Origin of the sequence: Chryseobacterium sp. MDT2-18 (genome assembly GCF_030815285.1) — a bacterium.
GTDB lineage: Bacteria > Bacteroidota > Bacteroidia > Flavobacteriales > Weeksellaceae > Kaistella > Kaistella salivictor.
In genome coordinates, this window is record NZ_JAUSWQ010000002.1 from 342,239 (window position 1) to 356,221 (window position 13,983).

At 36.7% G+C, this 13,983-nt stretch carries 11 protein-coding genes; 7 read left to right on the top strand and 4 right to left on the bottom strand.

All coding sequences use genetic code 11. The features are described 5' to 3' along the window. Positions 1-38: 38 nt before the first annotated feature. Complete coding sequence (gene recQ, locus QF004_RS03550; protein ID WP_307422755.1) at positions 39-2,240, bottom strand: DNA helicase RecQ; 2,202 nt, start codon at positions 2,238-2,240, stop codon at positions 39-41. Positions 2,241-2,464: 224 nt separating this feature from the next. Here recQ and QF004_RS03555 point away from each other — a divergent pair, with 224 nt between their 5' ends. Continuing rightward, on the top strand, positions 2,465-3,166 hold the full coding sequence (locus tag QF004_RS03555; RefSeq protein WP_307422758.1) for a hypothetical protein: 702 nt from the start codon (positions 2,465-2,467) through the stop codon (positions 3,164-3,166). 52 nt (positions 3,167-3,218) lie between these two features. Here QF004_RS03555 and aspS read toward each other — a convergent pair whose 3' ends face one another. Beyond that, complete coding sequence (aspS, locus tag QF004_RS03560; protein ID WP_307422761.1) at positions 3,219-4,979, bottom strand: aspartate--tRNA ligase; 1,761 nt, start codon at positions 4,977-4,979, stop codon at positions 3,219-3,221. A gap of 298 nt (positions 4,980-5,277) precedes the next feature. Between aspS and QF004_RS03565 the strand changes: the two genes are divergently transcribed. Continuing rightward, on the top strand, positions 5,278-5,448 hold the full coding sequence (locus QF004_RS03565; protein ID WP_133439533.1) for a 30S ribosomal protein THX: 171 nt from the start codon (positions 5,278-5,280) through the stop codon (positions 5,446-5,448). A 90-nt stretch (positions 5,449-5,538) separates the two neighbouring features. Here the strand turns inward: QF004_RS03565 and QF004_RS03570 are convergent, their stop codons facing one another. Next, on the bottom strand, positions 5,539-6,201 hold the full coding sequence (locus QF004_RS03570) for a DUF937 domain-containing protein (protein WP_307422764.1): 663 nt from the start codon (positions 6,199-6,201) through the stop codon (positions 5,539-5,541). 88 nt (positions 6,202-6,289) lie between these two features. After that, positions 6,290-6,790 (bottom strand): DUF2480 family protein, encoded by a 501-nt coding sequence (locus QF004_RS03575; protein WP_133441069.1) that lies wholly within the window; start codon positions 6,788-6,790, stop codon positions 6,290-6,292. Positions 6,791-7,391: 601 nt separating this feature from the next. Here QF004_RS03575 and lpxB point away from each other — a divergent pair. The 5 genes from lpxB to QF004_RS03600 all read left to right on the top strand — a co-directional run bounded on the left by lpxB (position 7,392) and on the right by QF004_RS03600 (position 13,970). After that, positions 7,392-8,498, top strand: coding sequence for a lipid-A-disaccharide synthase (gene lpxB / locus QF004_RS03580; RefSeq protein WP_307422767.1), 1,107 nt, complete (start codon positions 7,392-7,394; stop codon positions 8,496-8,498). A 147-nt stretch (positions 8,499-8,645) separates the two neighbouring features. Beyond that, positions 8,646-10,325: a ComEC/Rec2 family competence protein gene (locus QF004_RS03585; RefSeq protein ID WP_307422904.1), complete on the top strand. Its 1,680-nt coding sequence runs from the start codon at positions 8,646-8,648 to the stop codon at positions 10,323-10,325. A 124-nt stretch (positions 10,326-10,449) separates the two neighbouring features. Then, positions 10,450-11,112, top strand: a complete 663-nt coding sequence (locus QF004_RS03590; protein ID WP_307422769.1) for a succinate dehydrogenase cytochrome b subunit — start codon at positions 10,450-10,452, stop codon at positions 11,110-11,112. Positions 11,113-11,169: 57 nt separating this feature from the next. Further along, positions 11,170-13,182 (top strand): fumarate reductase/succinate dehydrogenase flavoprotein subunit, encoded by a 2,013-nt coding sequence (locus tag QF004_RS03595; protein ID WP_133439538.1) that lies wholly within the window; start codon positions 11,170-11,172, stop codon positions 13,180-13,182. A gap of 20 nt (positions 13,183-13,202) precedes the next feature. Further along, positions 13,203-13,970, top strand: a complete 768-nt coding sequence (locus tag QF004_RS03600; protein WP_133439539.1) for a succinate dehydrogenase/fumarate reductase iron-sulfur subunit — start codon at positions 13,203-13,205, stop codon at positions 13,968-13,970. Positions 13,971-13,983: the final 13 nt, after the last annotated feature.

The following is a 13,983-nucleotide window of genomic DNA, read 5'->3' on the forward strand; positions in this document are numbered from 1 at the left end:
CACTAAAATATATTTTCGGTTTCGGTTATTAGACCTGATTACTTTTGATTTGTGCTGTTTTCTTTTTCCTTCCTTTTATAAAAAGCAAGTGCTACATGAATTTCAAAATAAGAAAACTCTTCGCCCAGTTCTTCTTTTATTGCTTTTAAAGATGGAATAGTCTGCGTTTTAGCAAAAGAAATAATCGGATCTATTTTATTGGTATCCATCAGTTCGCTAGCTTTAATGGTGCCCACCTCCACAAAATTGGCTAGGTGATTTTGAATCGTATTCAAAGACAAATTTCTGTTTTTTGCAATATCTTCTATACTGTTGCCCGCTTTGTACATCTGAAAAGTTGTGGTATAAGTTCCGGCTTGGTATTGATTTTCTTTTTTCGGCGTACTTTGTTTCTTCGGCTTTTTTTCGGAGATCTTACTGGTCAGATTATTTTTGCTGCAGTATTCTGAGATTAAATCTAAAAATATTTCCCCGTATTTTTCAATTTTAAAGGCTCCGAAACCACTGATCTGGCTAAGTTCTTCTTTGGTATGGGGAAGATAACTTGCTAATTCGAGCAGCGTTGCATCAGAAAAGATAACATAAGGAGGTACATTTTCGTGCTCGGCTTGCTGTCTTCTTAAAACTCTTAATTCATTAAATAATTCCGGATGTTCTTCTACTTCATTTTTCGGATATGAGATTTCTGTTTCTGCTACAGTCACTGCTTTGGCGAACGCTCTTACTTTTTGAAGGTTGACTTTTTTCCGGTTAAATAAAACTTCTTTACTTTTTTCTGTCAGTTTTAAAACAGGGAATTCTTCGTTCGATTCCTGTAAAAAACCATTGAGCAGTAATTGTTTTATTAATTGGTGCCAATATGTTTTTTCAGTGTTTCTGCCGATCCCATAAGTTGGTAAACCACGCATGTAATCCGTAATTTTCGCTCCTTTTGATCCGCGGAGAAAATCAATAATTAAATTTTTTCCGTAACGTTCTTTCAAACGGAAAATGGCACTCAGTAATTTTTGGGCATCGATAGTGGCGTCCCAATTTTCAAAATCGCTGAGACAATAATCGCAGGAATTACAGTTTCCGGGATGTGATTCGCCAAAATATTCCATCAGATATTGTCGTCTGCATTTTTGCATCTCGGCAAAGTCGGTCATTTGTTGCAATTTTTTCAACATCAAAGTAGATTGCTCCTCGTTACCTTCGATCATTGCAAATTTCTTCAACTTCATTACATCCGCATTGGAGTAAAATAAAATCGCTTCACTCGGCAATCCATCTCTTCCGGCTCTTCCCGTTTCCTGGTAGTAGCTTTCTATGTTTTTGGGAAGATCTGCATGCATTACAAAACGGACATTACTCTTATCGATCCCCATTCCAAACGCAATGGTAGCCACCATTATTCTGATTTTATCCTTGATGAAATCATCCTGAATCTGCGCCCGTTCTGATGAAGGAATTCCTGCGTGATAAAACGCTGCATTTACGCCGTTTTCTTTGAGGTTATTTGCCATATCTTCCGTTCCTTTCCGGGACAAACAGTAGATAATTCCCGAATCATTCGGATGTTCATTAAGATATTGAACAATGTGATTGAGAACGGACTGTTTTGGCTGTACAAAATATTTAATATTGCCTCTGTCAAAAGATGAAATCAAAACAGCCGGTTCTCGGAGATTAAGTTGTTTAATAATGTCCTGCCTCGTAATTTCATCGGCACTTGCCGTTAATGCAATAATTGGTGTTTGTGGAAACTGCCTTTTTAATCCATTTAAAAATAAATAATCCGGACGGAAATCATGTCCCCAATGTGAAACACAATGCGCTTCATCTACCGCAAATAAGGAAATGTGGAGGTCTGACAGCAAGTTTAAAAACGAACCGTTATCTGCACTCAGTTTTTCGGGCGCAACATACAGAAGTTTGAGTTTTCCTTCTTTTAATTGATGAAAAGTTTGATTCTGCTCCAAAGGATTCATCGAAGAATTGAGGAAAGCTGCAGGGATTCCATTCGTACGCAAAGCATCAACCTGGTCTTTCATCAAAGCGATTAAGGGCGAAATTACAATTGCTGTTCCGTCCAAAACCAGCGCTGGAACTTGGTAGCACAAAGATTTTCCACCGCCAGTCGGCATCAAGACAAATGTATCTTTTTTTGCAATTACGTTTTCAACTGCACTTGCTTGTTCGAGTCGGAACTGAGTATAACCAAAATATTTTTGTAATATTTCTAACGGAGATTTCATCATTCAAAATTTGTGTTATGGTAAAAATAATAAATTTTAATTATTTTGAGAATGAATTTTATATATAATAAAAAAACCGCATCTATTTTGAAAATAATAAGTTTGAAATTAATGATATTTTCTTAGAAATAAATAAAAATAAGAAATAATTATTTTCTTTTACGGAAATCCGTAATTACAATTGAATTAATAAAGATAATTTTGAAAAAATATAAAAATTTAATATTATGAAAAACATTTATTTCCTCATTATTTTAATGGTTTTTTTACTAAGCAGTTGTTCTACAATGAAAACGATTAAGTTCACACAGAAATCAAATGAGGTACAGACAACCGATGCATTGAGTTTATTCTTATCTAAAGTGAAAAACCCTAAAGTTGTCCTCAGGGTAAGAGAAACTTCAAATAATGTTACGGATAAAGAAAATAACGATTATTTGTATAATGCGATTGAGAATCAATTAATGGCAAGTGGCTTTATTGTTAGAGATAGACAGCTTTTTAATCAAATTATTGGTAACGCGGAGAATAATGTGAACTATGAAAATTTAAATAAAAAATCGGATACAGATTTAATTATTGAATTGACAAAGCTTGACAGAAGTGTCTTATATGAAACTAATAAGTACTTTGATTCAAACGGAAATGAAAAGGCGGATGAGTTTAACGGTCCTTTTAGAAAATATGGAGCAACAGTGGAATTTAAAGTTGTTCTTATTAAAAATAACCAGTTTGCTGGGTTGTATGATTTTAATTATACACCTTGTACTGATGGATGTGTCATTGCTCAGTCTTTTAAAGATGTTAAAAACCAAATAAAAACGATAAGAAAAACGGGTATCCAACCATATGAAGGTGTAGAAAAAAATGAATTAGAAGAATTTATCAAAGCTGCAACTAGAAATTTAGTTGCAGAAATTAGAAAATAAATAATAAAAATTTTCAAAGATAAAATCCCGACAATTTGCCGGGATTTTATCTTTAATTAAGAGCCTTCGTTTGAATTTTTAAAAATAGCTCATCCAACTGCTCATCCGCAATCGCACTCGGCGCATCAATCATCACATCACGTCCCGAGTTATTTTTCGGGAAGGCGATATAATCCCGGATCACTTCATTTCCGTCGAGAATCGCAACCAAACGGTCGAAACCTAATGCCAGACCAGCATGTGGCGGTGCACCATATTGGAAAGCGTTCATCAGAAACCCGAACTGTGCTTCTGCATCTTCTTTTGTGAACCCTAAAAGATTAAACATTTTCGCCTGTAAATCTTTATCGAAAATTCTCACAGAACCACCGCCGATTTCATTTCCATTAAGAATTAAATCGTAAGCATTCGCTCTGGCTTTTCCCGGATCGGTTTCCAATAAATGTACATCTTCCGGTTTCGGTGAAGTGAAAGGATGGTGCATTGCGTGATATCTTCCGCTTTCTTCGTCCCATTCCAAAAGTGGGAAATCGATCACCCAAAGTGGTGCAAATTCTTTCGGATTTCTTAATCCCAATCTGTTCCCCAATTCCATTCTCAGAGCGGACAGTTGGGTTCTTACTTTATTTTCGTTTCCGGACATCAGGAAAATTAAATCTCCCGCTTTTGCCCCGAATTTTTCTGTGATTTTCTTTAAATCCTCTTCGTTATAAAATTTATTTACAGAAGAAGTGACAACACCATCATTTTGAAATTTAATCCAAATCATGCCGTTTGCGCCAATTTGCGGGCGTTTTACCCAATCGATCAGTTCGTCGATTTGTTTTCTGGTGTAATCTGCGCAACCTTCAACATTGATTCCGACAACCAATTCTGCGTCGTCAAAAATTTTGAAATCTTTTCCTTTTACCAATTCGTTCACTTCGACGAATTCCATTCCGAAACGGATGTCCGGCTTGTCGTTTCCGTATTTTTGCATCGCATCTGCGAAAGTCATTCTCGGGAATTTTCCGAATTCTTTTCCGGCGATATCTTTCAGTAAAGTTGCGGTCATTCCTTCGAAAATTTCCAGCACATCTTCCTGTTCTACAAATGCCATTTCACAATCGATTTGGGTGAATTCCGGTTGTCTGTCGGCTCTTAAATCTTCATCTCTGAAACATTTTACAATTTGGAAATAACGGTCCATTCCACCAATCATCAATAATTGTTTGAACGTTTGTGGCGATTGTGGTAATGCATAAAACTGTCCCGGATTCATTCTGCTTGGAACCACGAAATCTCTTGCCCCTTCAGGAGTTGATTTAATGAGGACCGGCGTTTCAACTTCAATAAAATCCTGTTCTGAAAGATAATTTCTTACTTTCTGCGCCATTTTGTGACGGAAAATCAATTTGTCTTTCACCGGATTTCTGCGGATATCCAAATATCTGTATTTCATGCGAAGTTCTTCGCCGCCATCCGTTTGGTCTTCGATAGTGAAAGGTGGCGTTTCTGATTCATTTAAGATCGTTAATCTCTCAACTAAAATTTCGATTTCTCCCGTTGGGATTTTCGGGTTTTTACTGATTCTTTCGATTACTTTTCCTTCGATTTGAATCACGAATTCCCGGCCGAGTTTATGAGCGTTTTCTAATAATTCTGCGGAAGAACGGTCTGCATCAAATACCAACTGCGTAATTCCGTAACGGTCGCGTAAATCAATCCACATCATAAAACCTTTGTCACGAATGGTTTGAACCCATCCGGATAGGGTGACGTTTTGATCAAGATTTTGTAAAGTTAATTCTCCGTTGGTGTGCGTACGAAACATAGTTTTTCAGATATTAGAAGTTAAAATTGAAATGTAGATTTAGTCTAAAATTTCAGTGGCAAAGATAAGTTTTTTGGACGATTGTAAGAAGTGATTGTTTATTGTTGTTGCTGCAGTAATAATGCTCTTAGGATTTGTACACAGACAATTCGTAATAAAAAGATGACGTCTGTTGCTGAATTCGGTTTAAGCACAGGTAAGAAGTAAACACCGGAAACTTTATGATTTTTTAAGAATTAGTTTATTTAAATATTACTTAACTTTGTGAATATCAACATTAAAAAACAAATTATTTATTATGGGAAAAGGAGATCAAAAATCGAAAAGAGGAAAAATTGTAGCGGGCAGTTATGGTAAAAAAAGACCTCGAAAAGAATCAAAGCCAATGCTCGCAACGGTGGATCAGGTTGAGAAACCGGAAAAGGAAGTGAAGCCAAAAGCTGCAGCAAAACCTAAAGCAGAAAAATAAGAGGTTAAGTTAAAAAGAACAACAAACCAAATTGAATATAAAAAAACCGAAGAACATTCTTCGGTTTTTTATATTGTAATGTTGGTAATATTATTTTCTGTCAAATAAACTAGCTAAAAGTCCACCTAATCCGCCTTCTGATTGTTGATCATCGCCAAGAACACTTCGCAAAATATCACCGAGGCCACCACCGGAACCTTGCTTTGCACTGCCAAGAACACTGCTTAAAATTTCAGTTAAAGGACTGGAGTTTCCTTGAGCTTGCTGTTGCTGAACCTGAGTGGTCGCATTGCCTAAAATGCCACCCAGCAGATCTCCCAGACCGCCGCCCGAATTTATGCCGGTTTCTTGCTTTTCTTTGCCGATAAATCCCATAATTACAGGCGCCAGCATTGCTAAAATTGGTCCGATTTTATCCACTGAAATTCCTGTTTTCTGAGAAAGTTGGTTTTCAACATCTGCCTTTTGGCTGCCGAAAACGTGGTCGAGAATTGAATCTCCTTCCTGTTGTCGTGCTGCTGCCTGAGAAGGATCGTTTAAAATACTTCCGTCATGATCTTTGTCCAGTGCATTATTCAGTTCTTCTGCTTCCTGCGGACTGTCCTGAGATTTTTTTCTCAGATAAGAAATTACCAGTGGTGCAGCGACTGCTAATAAAGCGATAATTTGGTTTTTGCTGATTCCAAATTTGTTTTCAGCATCTGCCGCAACCTGATTTCCTGCGTTTCCTGTGATAAGGTCAATTAAACTCATATTCGTGTGGTTTTAGAAATTATTAATAATTAAAGGTATCAAAAATTAGTCCCTATTATTTTTCTAAAACTTAAAGAAATATTAAAGTTTAATTTTTAAAAATAGGAACGTTCGAGCAGGCTTCGCCAAACATTAAAGATTTTACAAGAGGTTTCAGTTGTTCAACCAATTCGATATAGGCATTTTCTGGAATCGACTGATCACTGCAACCTTTTACCAAAACTCTTTTACCGGTCAGTTCAGTAAAGTCATAAGTTTGAATGGCATTGTGCATTAATAAAACTTCCAGATCTTCTCTGTTTCCGAAAACGATTTTCTTTGCGGTTTCTGTTAATTTTGCCGTGAGCAGAAAATAAGCCCACAGCGGGACAATCGCATCTGCAGAATTATAAATATAGATGTAGCAATCTTTATATTCTTCGACGTTAATGTTTGCTATTTTTTCACGGAAATCTTTTTCTTTTAAAATCAATTCCTGGAAAAGATAATCCTTCAGATCGATGCCGATCCGTTTGCCTTTGGGTACCAGTTGCGAGAGATCGAAGTTGACCAGTCCGCTTTCTGCAATTTTGTTTTTTATTTCATCCATCATTGATAGGCATAAATTTTATTATCTTTGAAGGAACAAATTTAGGTTAAAAATTTTTAAAACTTAAAAATGATGACAATACTTGAACGCAAAAAAATCATTAAAAAAAGATCGATTTTTCTGATAAAACAACTTTAGAAAAGATTGAAAAACTTTCGGAGGAAGATGTTTATGTTTTTTCTGAAGAGCAGCTATTGAAGATAAAGGAAGCAAGAGAACAATACGAAAGAGGGGAATACTTTACCGCAGAAGAAGCCAGGAAAGAAATGATGAAATGGTTCAAAGAACAAGAGTAGTTATTTGGTCAACAGAATCTTTGGCAGATAAGAAAGCTGTTTTTTCTTATTGGAATAACAGGAATAAATCAACGTTATACACTAAAAAGCTGAATATATTGTTGGATGAAAAAGCGAAACTCAAAATCCTTTTATCGGAAGAAAAACTTCAGTAAAAAATATACGGACTTCTGTGGTGAGAGATTGCTTATTAATTTACGAGATTCACCAAGATGTTATTTTGATTTTAGGAGTTTGGGAAGCGCATCAGAATCCTGAAAATCTGATTTTTTAAAATGACATCTATCAACCATCTTTAAACATTTATGAAATATTATATCATCGCTGGCGAAGCATCCGGAGATTTGCATGCTTCCAATTTAATGAAATCGATTCTTAAAAAAGATTCCCAAGCGGAATTTCGTTTTTGGGGCGGCGATTTGATGGCCAAAGTCGCAGGGTTTTCGCCCATAAAACACTACAAAGATCTGGCATTTATGGGTTTCTTGGAAGTTGCCAAAAATTTGCGGACGATTCTGAAAAACATTAAAATCTGCAAAGAAGATATTAACCAGTTTCAACCTGATGTTTTGATTTTGGTTGATTATCCTGGTTTTAATTTAAGAATTGCCGAATTCGCAAAAAAATCTGGAATAAAAGTTATTTATTATATTTCTCCGCAATTGTGGGCCTGGAAAGAAGGCCGTGTAGAAAAAATCAAAAAGTTCGTGGACGAAATGTTGGTTATTCTTCCGTTTGAAAAAGAATTCTATAAAAAACATAATATTGATGCACATTTCGTTGGACATCCTTTATTGGATGCGATTTCCGATTTGCCGGAAATGAATGTCAGCCAATTTAAAAAAGACAATCATTTAAACGAAAAAGAAATCATCGCACTTTTGCCAGGTTCACGTGAGCAGGAAGTTACCAAAATGCTTGAATTAATGCTTTCTGTACGGCCGCATTTTAAGGATTATCAGTTTGTAATTGCCGGAGCGCCAAGTTTACCAAAATCATTTTACCAGAAATATGTTGATGAAAATGTTCATTTCGTTTCCAACAAAACTTACGATCTTTTAAGATGTTCAAAAGCGGCTTTGGTGACATCGGGAACGGCAACTTTAGAAACGGCTTTGCTCAATATTCCGGAAGTGGTTTGTTACCGCAGCAGTACTGTTTCTTATGAGATCGGAAAACGCGTGGTTAAAAATATCAAATATATTTCTCTGGTCAATTTAATTATGGATAAGGAAATTGTTACGGAACTTATTCAAAGTGGATTAAACACGAAGAATTTAGTTAAAGAACTATCCGCGATATTGAATGGAGAACAGAGAGAAAAAATCTTAAACAATTACCAGCAGCTTAGGGAAAAGTTGGGAGGGAAAGGTGCAAGTGATGAGGCTGCAGATATTATTGTAAAAGGGTGATTTTACCCGTGATATTATCATCGGAAGTTGATAATTTTACAAAAAAATAAATTGCATAAAGAACCTTTATTTATTCTCTTTGTCTGTTTTGTACTTGGGATCTTTTTTCAGGATTATTTTTTGTTATCTGATGTTTCGATTTATATTTTGCTGATTTCGAGTGCCTTAAGTGTTTCTTTGGTTGCGGTTAAAAATTTCTACTTCTATAAAATTCGTCCCGTACTGTTTGGTTTTTTGGCATTTACAATTGGCATTTTTATGCATTTTCACCATTCCCAAAAGCCTGAACTTCCGGTATTGAAAAGTAAGGAAACCATTACTTTTAAAATCATCAAGAAACTCAATTCCAATGAGAAAAACCGTCGTTACGAAATTGATGCCTGGAAAGATGAAGCTCATTTTAAAAGTGTCCTGTCCTTCCCAAAAACCGAAAAAGATTTAGATTTTAAACATTATTATAAAGGAGAGGTTTACATCAATCAAATCGAAAAACCATACAATGATTTTCAGTTCGATTATGGGAAATACCTTTCCCGAAAAGGAATTTACTTTCAAAGTTATCTGCCTAATTCCTTCAAGTTTGCACAACGGGAAGATCTTTTGTTTGCTGAGAAAATTAAACAGCGGCGGTTAGAAACTTTAGCAAAAATTGATCAGACAGCTATAAAGAAACGCAGCCGTGAATTTGCCAAGGGAATAATTCTGGCTGACCGTACAGAAATGGATCAGGAAACTGTTCGTGATTTCAGGGATTCGGGAACGATGCATATTCTGGCGATTTCGGGAACGCACATGGCGATTATTTTTGGAGTGATTCTACTCATTTTGAATTTTATTTTTCCGCCGAAATATCGGAGACCTAAAATTTTGCTTGCGCTAATTTTAATTTGGTCGTTTGCCATTTTTATTGATTTCGGGAATTCTGTGGTCAGAAGTTGCGTGATGATTTCTGTTTATTACACCTTTATATTATTGCAACGGAAAACCGATTTGCTGCATTCGATGGCGCTTGCGGGGTTTGTGATTTTATTGCTTAATTCCAATCAACTTTTTGAAGTCGGTTTTCAACTGAGTTTCGCAGCTGTTTTCGGGATTTATTGGTTTAATCAGCCTATTTTGAAATATTTACCGAAGGCCAGAAATAAGTTTCAGAATTTTATGTTAAATATTTTGTCCATCAGTTTGTCTGCCCAGCTTGGGACAGTTCCGCTGGTGATTTATTATTTTCATCAATATTCTGCGGTTTCAATTGTTGCGAACCTGGTAATTATTCCGTTTGCGGAAATTGTGATTGTCTTTTCATTATTAATGGTTATTCTGATTTCCTTATCTATTGATTTCAGTTGGCTCAATTCTATGTATGATGAATTGATTACATTTACTTTAAAGGGGATTCACTTTTTTGGCGATGCGGATTCTTTGATGCACAGGATGATTCCTTTAACTTTGTTGGAAGTGTTGCTTTTATACTTGCTCTTTTATTTCCTGCGGTTTGCTATTCAAAAGTTGACCATTAAAAATGTTTCGATGGTTATTTATTTTGCATTGGTTTTTGTTTCCCTTCGTGCAATGCTGAATTACAAAGCTGAGAAATCAGATGAGGTTTTGGTTCATCAGTTTTTTAAAGAAAAAGTTATATCGGTAAAAGAACGGAATTCAGTGGTTTTTTACAGTTCAGAAAATGCTGATCAGGAAAAAATCAAGCAATATATTATCGAACCTTATTTAACTTCCAGAAGGACAAAGAATTATTCGGTAGTTTTTATACCGAGAAATATTTCATCAGCTGAATTTCAAAAACAAAAGCAAGAAGTCGCCCGGCAGTGATTTTAAAGTGCGGATAGATCATCTTATTTAGAAAGATTACAAACTAAAATTTTCTGACATTTCTCACGTGAAATACACTCAGCATTTTTCTAACTTTGTAAGAATTCAAATTTAAACATTAATTATGGCAGGATTAACTAGTTCTTCTATTGGAAGAAAGTACGCAATGGCATTATCTGCAATGTTTTTGCTCATTTTCCTAATTATGCATCTCTCGGTCAATTTACTATCCGTTATTAGTAAAGATGCATTCAATTCCGCATCGGAATTTATGGGTTACAACCCTTTTATTCAGTTTTTGATGCAACCAATTCTTGGTTTCGCAGTAATTTTTCACTTTGCAATGGGCTTTATTCTTGAAATTAAAAACAATAATTCAAGACCAATAAAGTACGGAATGAACAATCGTTCTTCTAATTCTACCTGGATGTCTCGCAACATGCTGCTTTCCGGAGTTGTGGTTTTGGCGTTTTTAGGATTACACATGTATGATTTTTGGTGGCATGAAATGGACTACAAATATGTTGTAGGAAGTGTTAGAGATGAAGCAAGGTATTGGCCGGAACTGCATGCACAGTTTGGGAATGTCGGAAGAGTAATTTTCTATGTTGTTGCTTTTGTATTATTAGGACTGCATTTAGCACACGGATTCCAATCGTCTTTCCAGTCGATCGGTGCAAGACATCCGAAATATACACCGATGATTAAGGCGGTAGGAACCTGGTATTCTATCCTTATTCCTGCTGGTTTTATTTTAGTGGCCGTTTTTCATTACGTAACTCAATAAATTTTAAATTTTATATCGACATTAAAATTTAAAATCTAAAATTTAAAATTTCTAAAAATGAGCAAATTAGATTCAAAAATTCCGGCAGGTCCACTAGCGGACAAATGGAAAAATCATAAAGATCATATGAACTTGGTTTCGCCAAACAACCGTGATAAAATTGATATCATCGTTGTAGGAACAGGTTTGGCAGGTGGTTCGGCCGCAGCTACATTAGCAGAACAGGGATATAACGTAAAAGCATTTTGCTATCAGGATTCGCCAAGAAGAGCACATTCAATTGCTGCGCAAGGAGGTATCAATGCTGCGAAAAATTATCAAGGTGACGGTGACTCTACTTACAGATTGTTTTACGATACTATTAAAGGAGGTGATTACCGTTCAAGAGAAGCAAACGTTTACAGACTTGCAGAAGTTTCTGCAAGCATCATCGACCAGTGTGTTGCACAAGGTGTTCCTTTCGGAAGAGAATATGGCGGTCAGCTAGACAACCGTTCTTTCGGTGGAGTTCAGGTAAAAAGAACGTTTTATGCTAAAGGGCAAACCGGACAGCAGTTATTATTAGGAGCATATTCAGCCGTGAGCCGACAAATCGGTAAAGGAAGAATCAAAATGTATAACCGTCACGAAATGCTTGATTTAGTAATCGTTGATGGAAAAGCAAGAGGAATTATCGCCAGAAATTTAGTAACCGGAGAAATAGAAAGACATTCTGCTCATGCAGTAGTAATCGCTTCCGGTGGTTATGGAAACGTATATTTCCTTTCTACCAACGCGATGGGATCTAATGTTTCTGCCGCCTGGAAAATTCATAAAAAGGGAGCGTATTTCGCCAATCCTTGTTATGTACAGATTCACCCAACCTGTATTCCGGTACATGGAACGGCGCAGTCTAAACTGACTTTAATGTCAGAATCATTAAGAAACTCCGGAAGAATCTGGGTTCCGAAAAATATAGAAGATGCCGTAGCAATCCGTGAGGGTAAACTAAGACCGGAAAATATTGCTCAGGAAAACCGTGATTATTATTTAGAAAGAAGATATCCTGCTTTTGGAAATTTAGTTCCGAGAGATGTTGCATCCAGAGCAGCGAAAGAAAGATGTGACGCCGGTTACGGAATTGAAAATAATGACACGCATGAAGGAGTATATTTAGATTTTTCTACTGAAATTCAGAAGAAGGGTAAAGAAGCTGCTATCGAAAAAAATATTCATAATCCTACCGATCAGCAGATTTATGATTTAGGAAAAGCATGGATTGAAGAGAAATATGGTAACCTTTTCGTGATGTACGAAAAGATTACCGCAGACAATCCTTATGTAACTCCGATGAAGATTTATCCGGCAGTTCACTATACAATGGGTGGTGTTTGGGTAGATTACAATTTACAGTCTACAATCCCGGGATGTTTCGTAATCGGTGAGGCCAACTTCTCTGATCACGGTGCAAACAGACTTGGGGCTTCCGCTTTGATGCAAGGTTTGGCAGACGGTTATTTCGTTCTTCCATATACGATTGCAGATTATCTTTCTGCAGATATCAGAACCGGAGAGATTCCAACAAACAGTCCGGCTTTTGATGCTGCTGAAAAAGAGATTAAAGATAAAGTGAACTTCTTTATGACCAATAACGGTAAACACAGTGTAGATTATTTCCATAAAAAACTAGGCCACATCATGTGGAATAAAGTTGGAATGGGAAGAACTCCTGAAGGTTTACAGGAAGCGATTAAAGAAATCGAGGAAGTAAGAAAGGAATTCTGGGCAGATGTAAGAGTTCCCGGAGACGCAAACGGAATGAACATGGAACTTGAAAAAGCCTTCAGAGTTGCAGATTTCCTGGAGTTGGGTCAGTTAATGGCGAAAGATGCTTTGGCAAGAGAAGAATCTTGTGGCGGACATTTCCGTTGGGATCATGCAACACCGGAAGGTGAGGCCGAGAGAGATGATGAAAACTTCAAATATGTGGCGGCATGGGAATATCAGGGAGACGATATCAATCAGGAAACCATGCATAAGGAGGATCTGATTTATGAAAATATCGAAGTTAAAACAAGAAGTTATAAATAATCTCCAAAAAAGTTAAGAATATGAGTGCACAAAAAGGATTAAACCTGACTCTGAAAATTTGGAGACAGAAAAATAATAAAACAAAAGGACAGTTTGAGACTTATAAGATTTCCGACGTTTCTACGGATTCGTCATTTCTGGAAATGTTAGATATGCTCAACGAAAACCTGATCAACGAAGGGCAAGAGGCAATCGCATTTGACCACGACTGTAGAGAAGGGATCTGCGGAATGTGTTCATTGTACATCAATGGCCGTCCACACGGACCGGATACGGGAATTACCACATGCCAGCTGCACATGAGAATGTTCAAAGACGGCGAAACAATTCATATCGAACCGTGGAGAAGTGCCGCTTTCCCAATTATTAAAGATTTGGTAGTAGACAGAAGTGCTTTTGACAGGGTGATGGCAGCGGGAGGTTTTATTTCTGTGAACACTTCCGGAAACACACTTGATGCAAACGCGATTTTGGTACCGAAAGAAGATGCAGATAATGCGATGGATGCAGCAGCCTGTATCGGTTGTGGAGCTTGTGTTGCAACTTGTAAAAATGGTGCCGCGTCACTGTTTGTGGGAGCTAAGGTTTCTCAGTTCGCTTTACTGCCGCAAGGTAGAGTAGAGGCCAAAAGAAGAGTGCTGAATATGGTGAAAGCCATGGATGAAGAAGGGTTTGGAAACTGTTCAAATACAGGCGCTTGTGAAGTAGAATGTCCGAAAGGAATTTCTTTAGAAGTAATCGCCAGAATGAACAGAGAATATTTTAGCGCAAGTCTAGATCAAGGTTAAAATTATTTTACAA

Coding starts and splice junctions, on each gene's coding strand:
- QF004_RS03565 (WP_133439533.1), top strand. CDS start 5,278: ATGGGAAAAGGAGATCAAAAATCGAAAAGAGGAAAAATTGTAGCGGGC.
- QF004_RS03600 (WP_133439539.1), top strand. CDS start 13,203: ATGAGTGCACAAAAAGGATTAAACCTGACTCTGAAAATTTGGAGACAG.
- QF004_RS03570 (WP_307422764.1), bottom strand. CDS start 6,201: ATGAGTTTAATTGACCTTATCACAGGAAACGCAGGAAATCAGGTTGCG.
- QF004_RS03590 (WP_307422769.1), top strand. CDS start 10,450: ATGGCAGGATTAACTAGTTCTTCTATTGGAAGAAAGTACGCAATGGCA.
- lpxB (WP_307422767.1), top strand. CDS start 7,392: ATGAAATATTATATCATCGCTGGCGAAGCATCCGGAGATTTGCATGCT.
- recQ (WP_307422755.1), bottom strand. CDS start 2,240: ATGATGAAATCTCCGTTAGAAATATTACAAAAATATTTTGGTTATACT.
- QF004_RS03595 (WP_133439538.1), top strand. CDS start 11,170: ATGAGCAAATTAGATTCAAAAATTCCGGCAGGTCCACTAGCGGACAAA.
- QF004_RS03555 (WP_307422758.1), top strand. CDS start 2,465: ATGAAAAACATTTATTTCCTCATTATTTTAATGGTTTTTTTACTAAGC.
- QF004_RS03575 (WP_133441069.1), bottom strand. CDS start 6,790: ATGGATGAAATAAAAAACAAAATTGCAGAAAGCGGACTGGTCAACTTC.
- aspS (WP_307422761.1), bottom strand. CDS start 4,979: ATGTTTCGTACGCACACCAACGGAGAATTAACTTTACAAAATCTTGAT.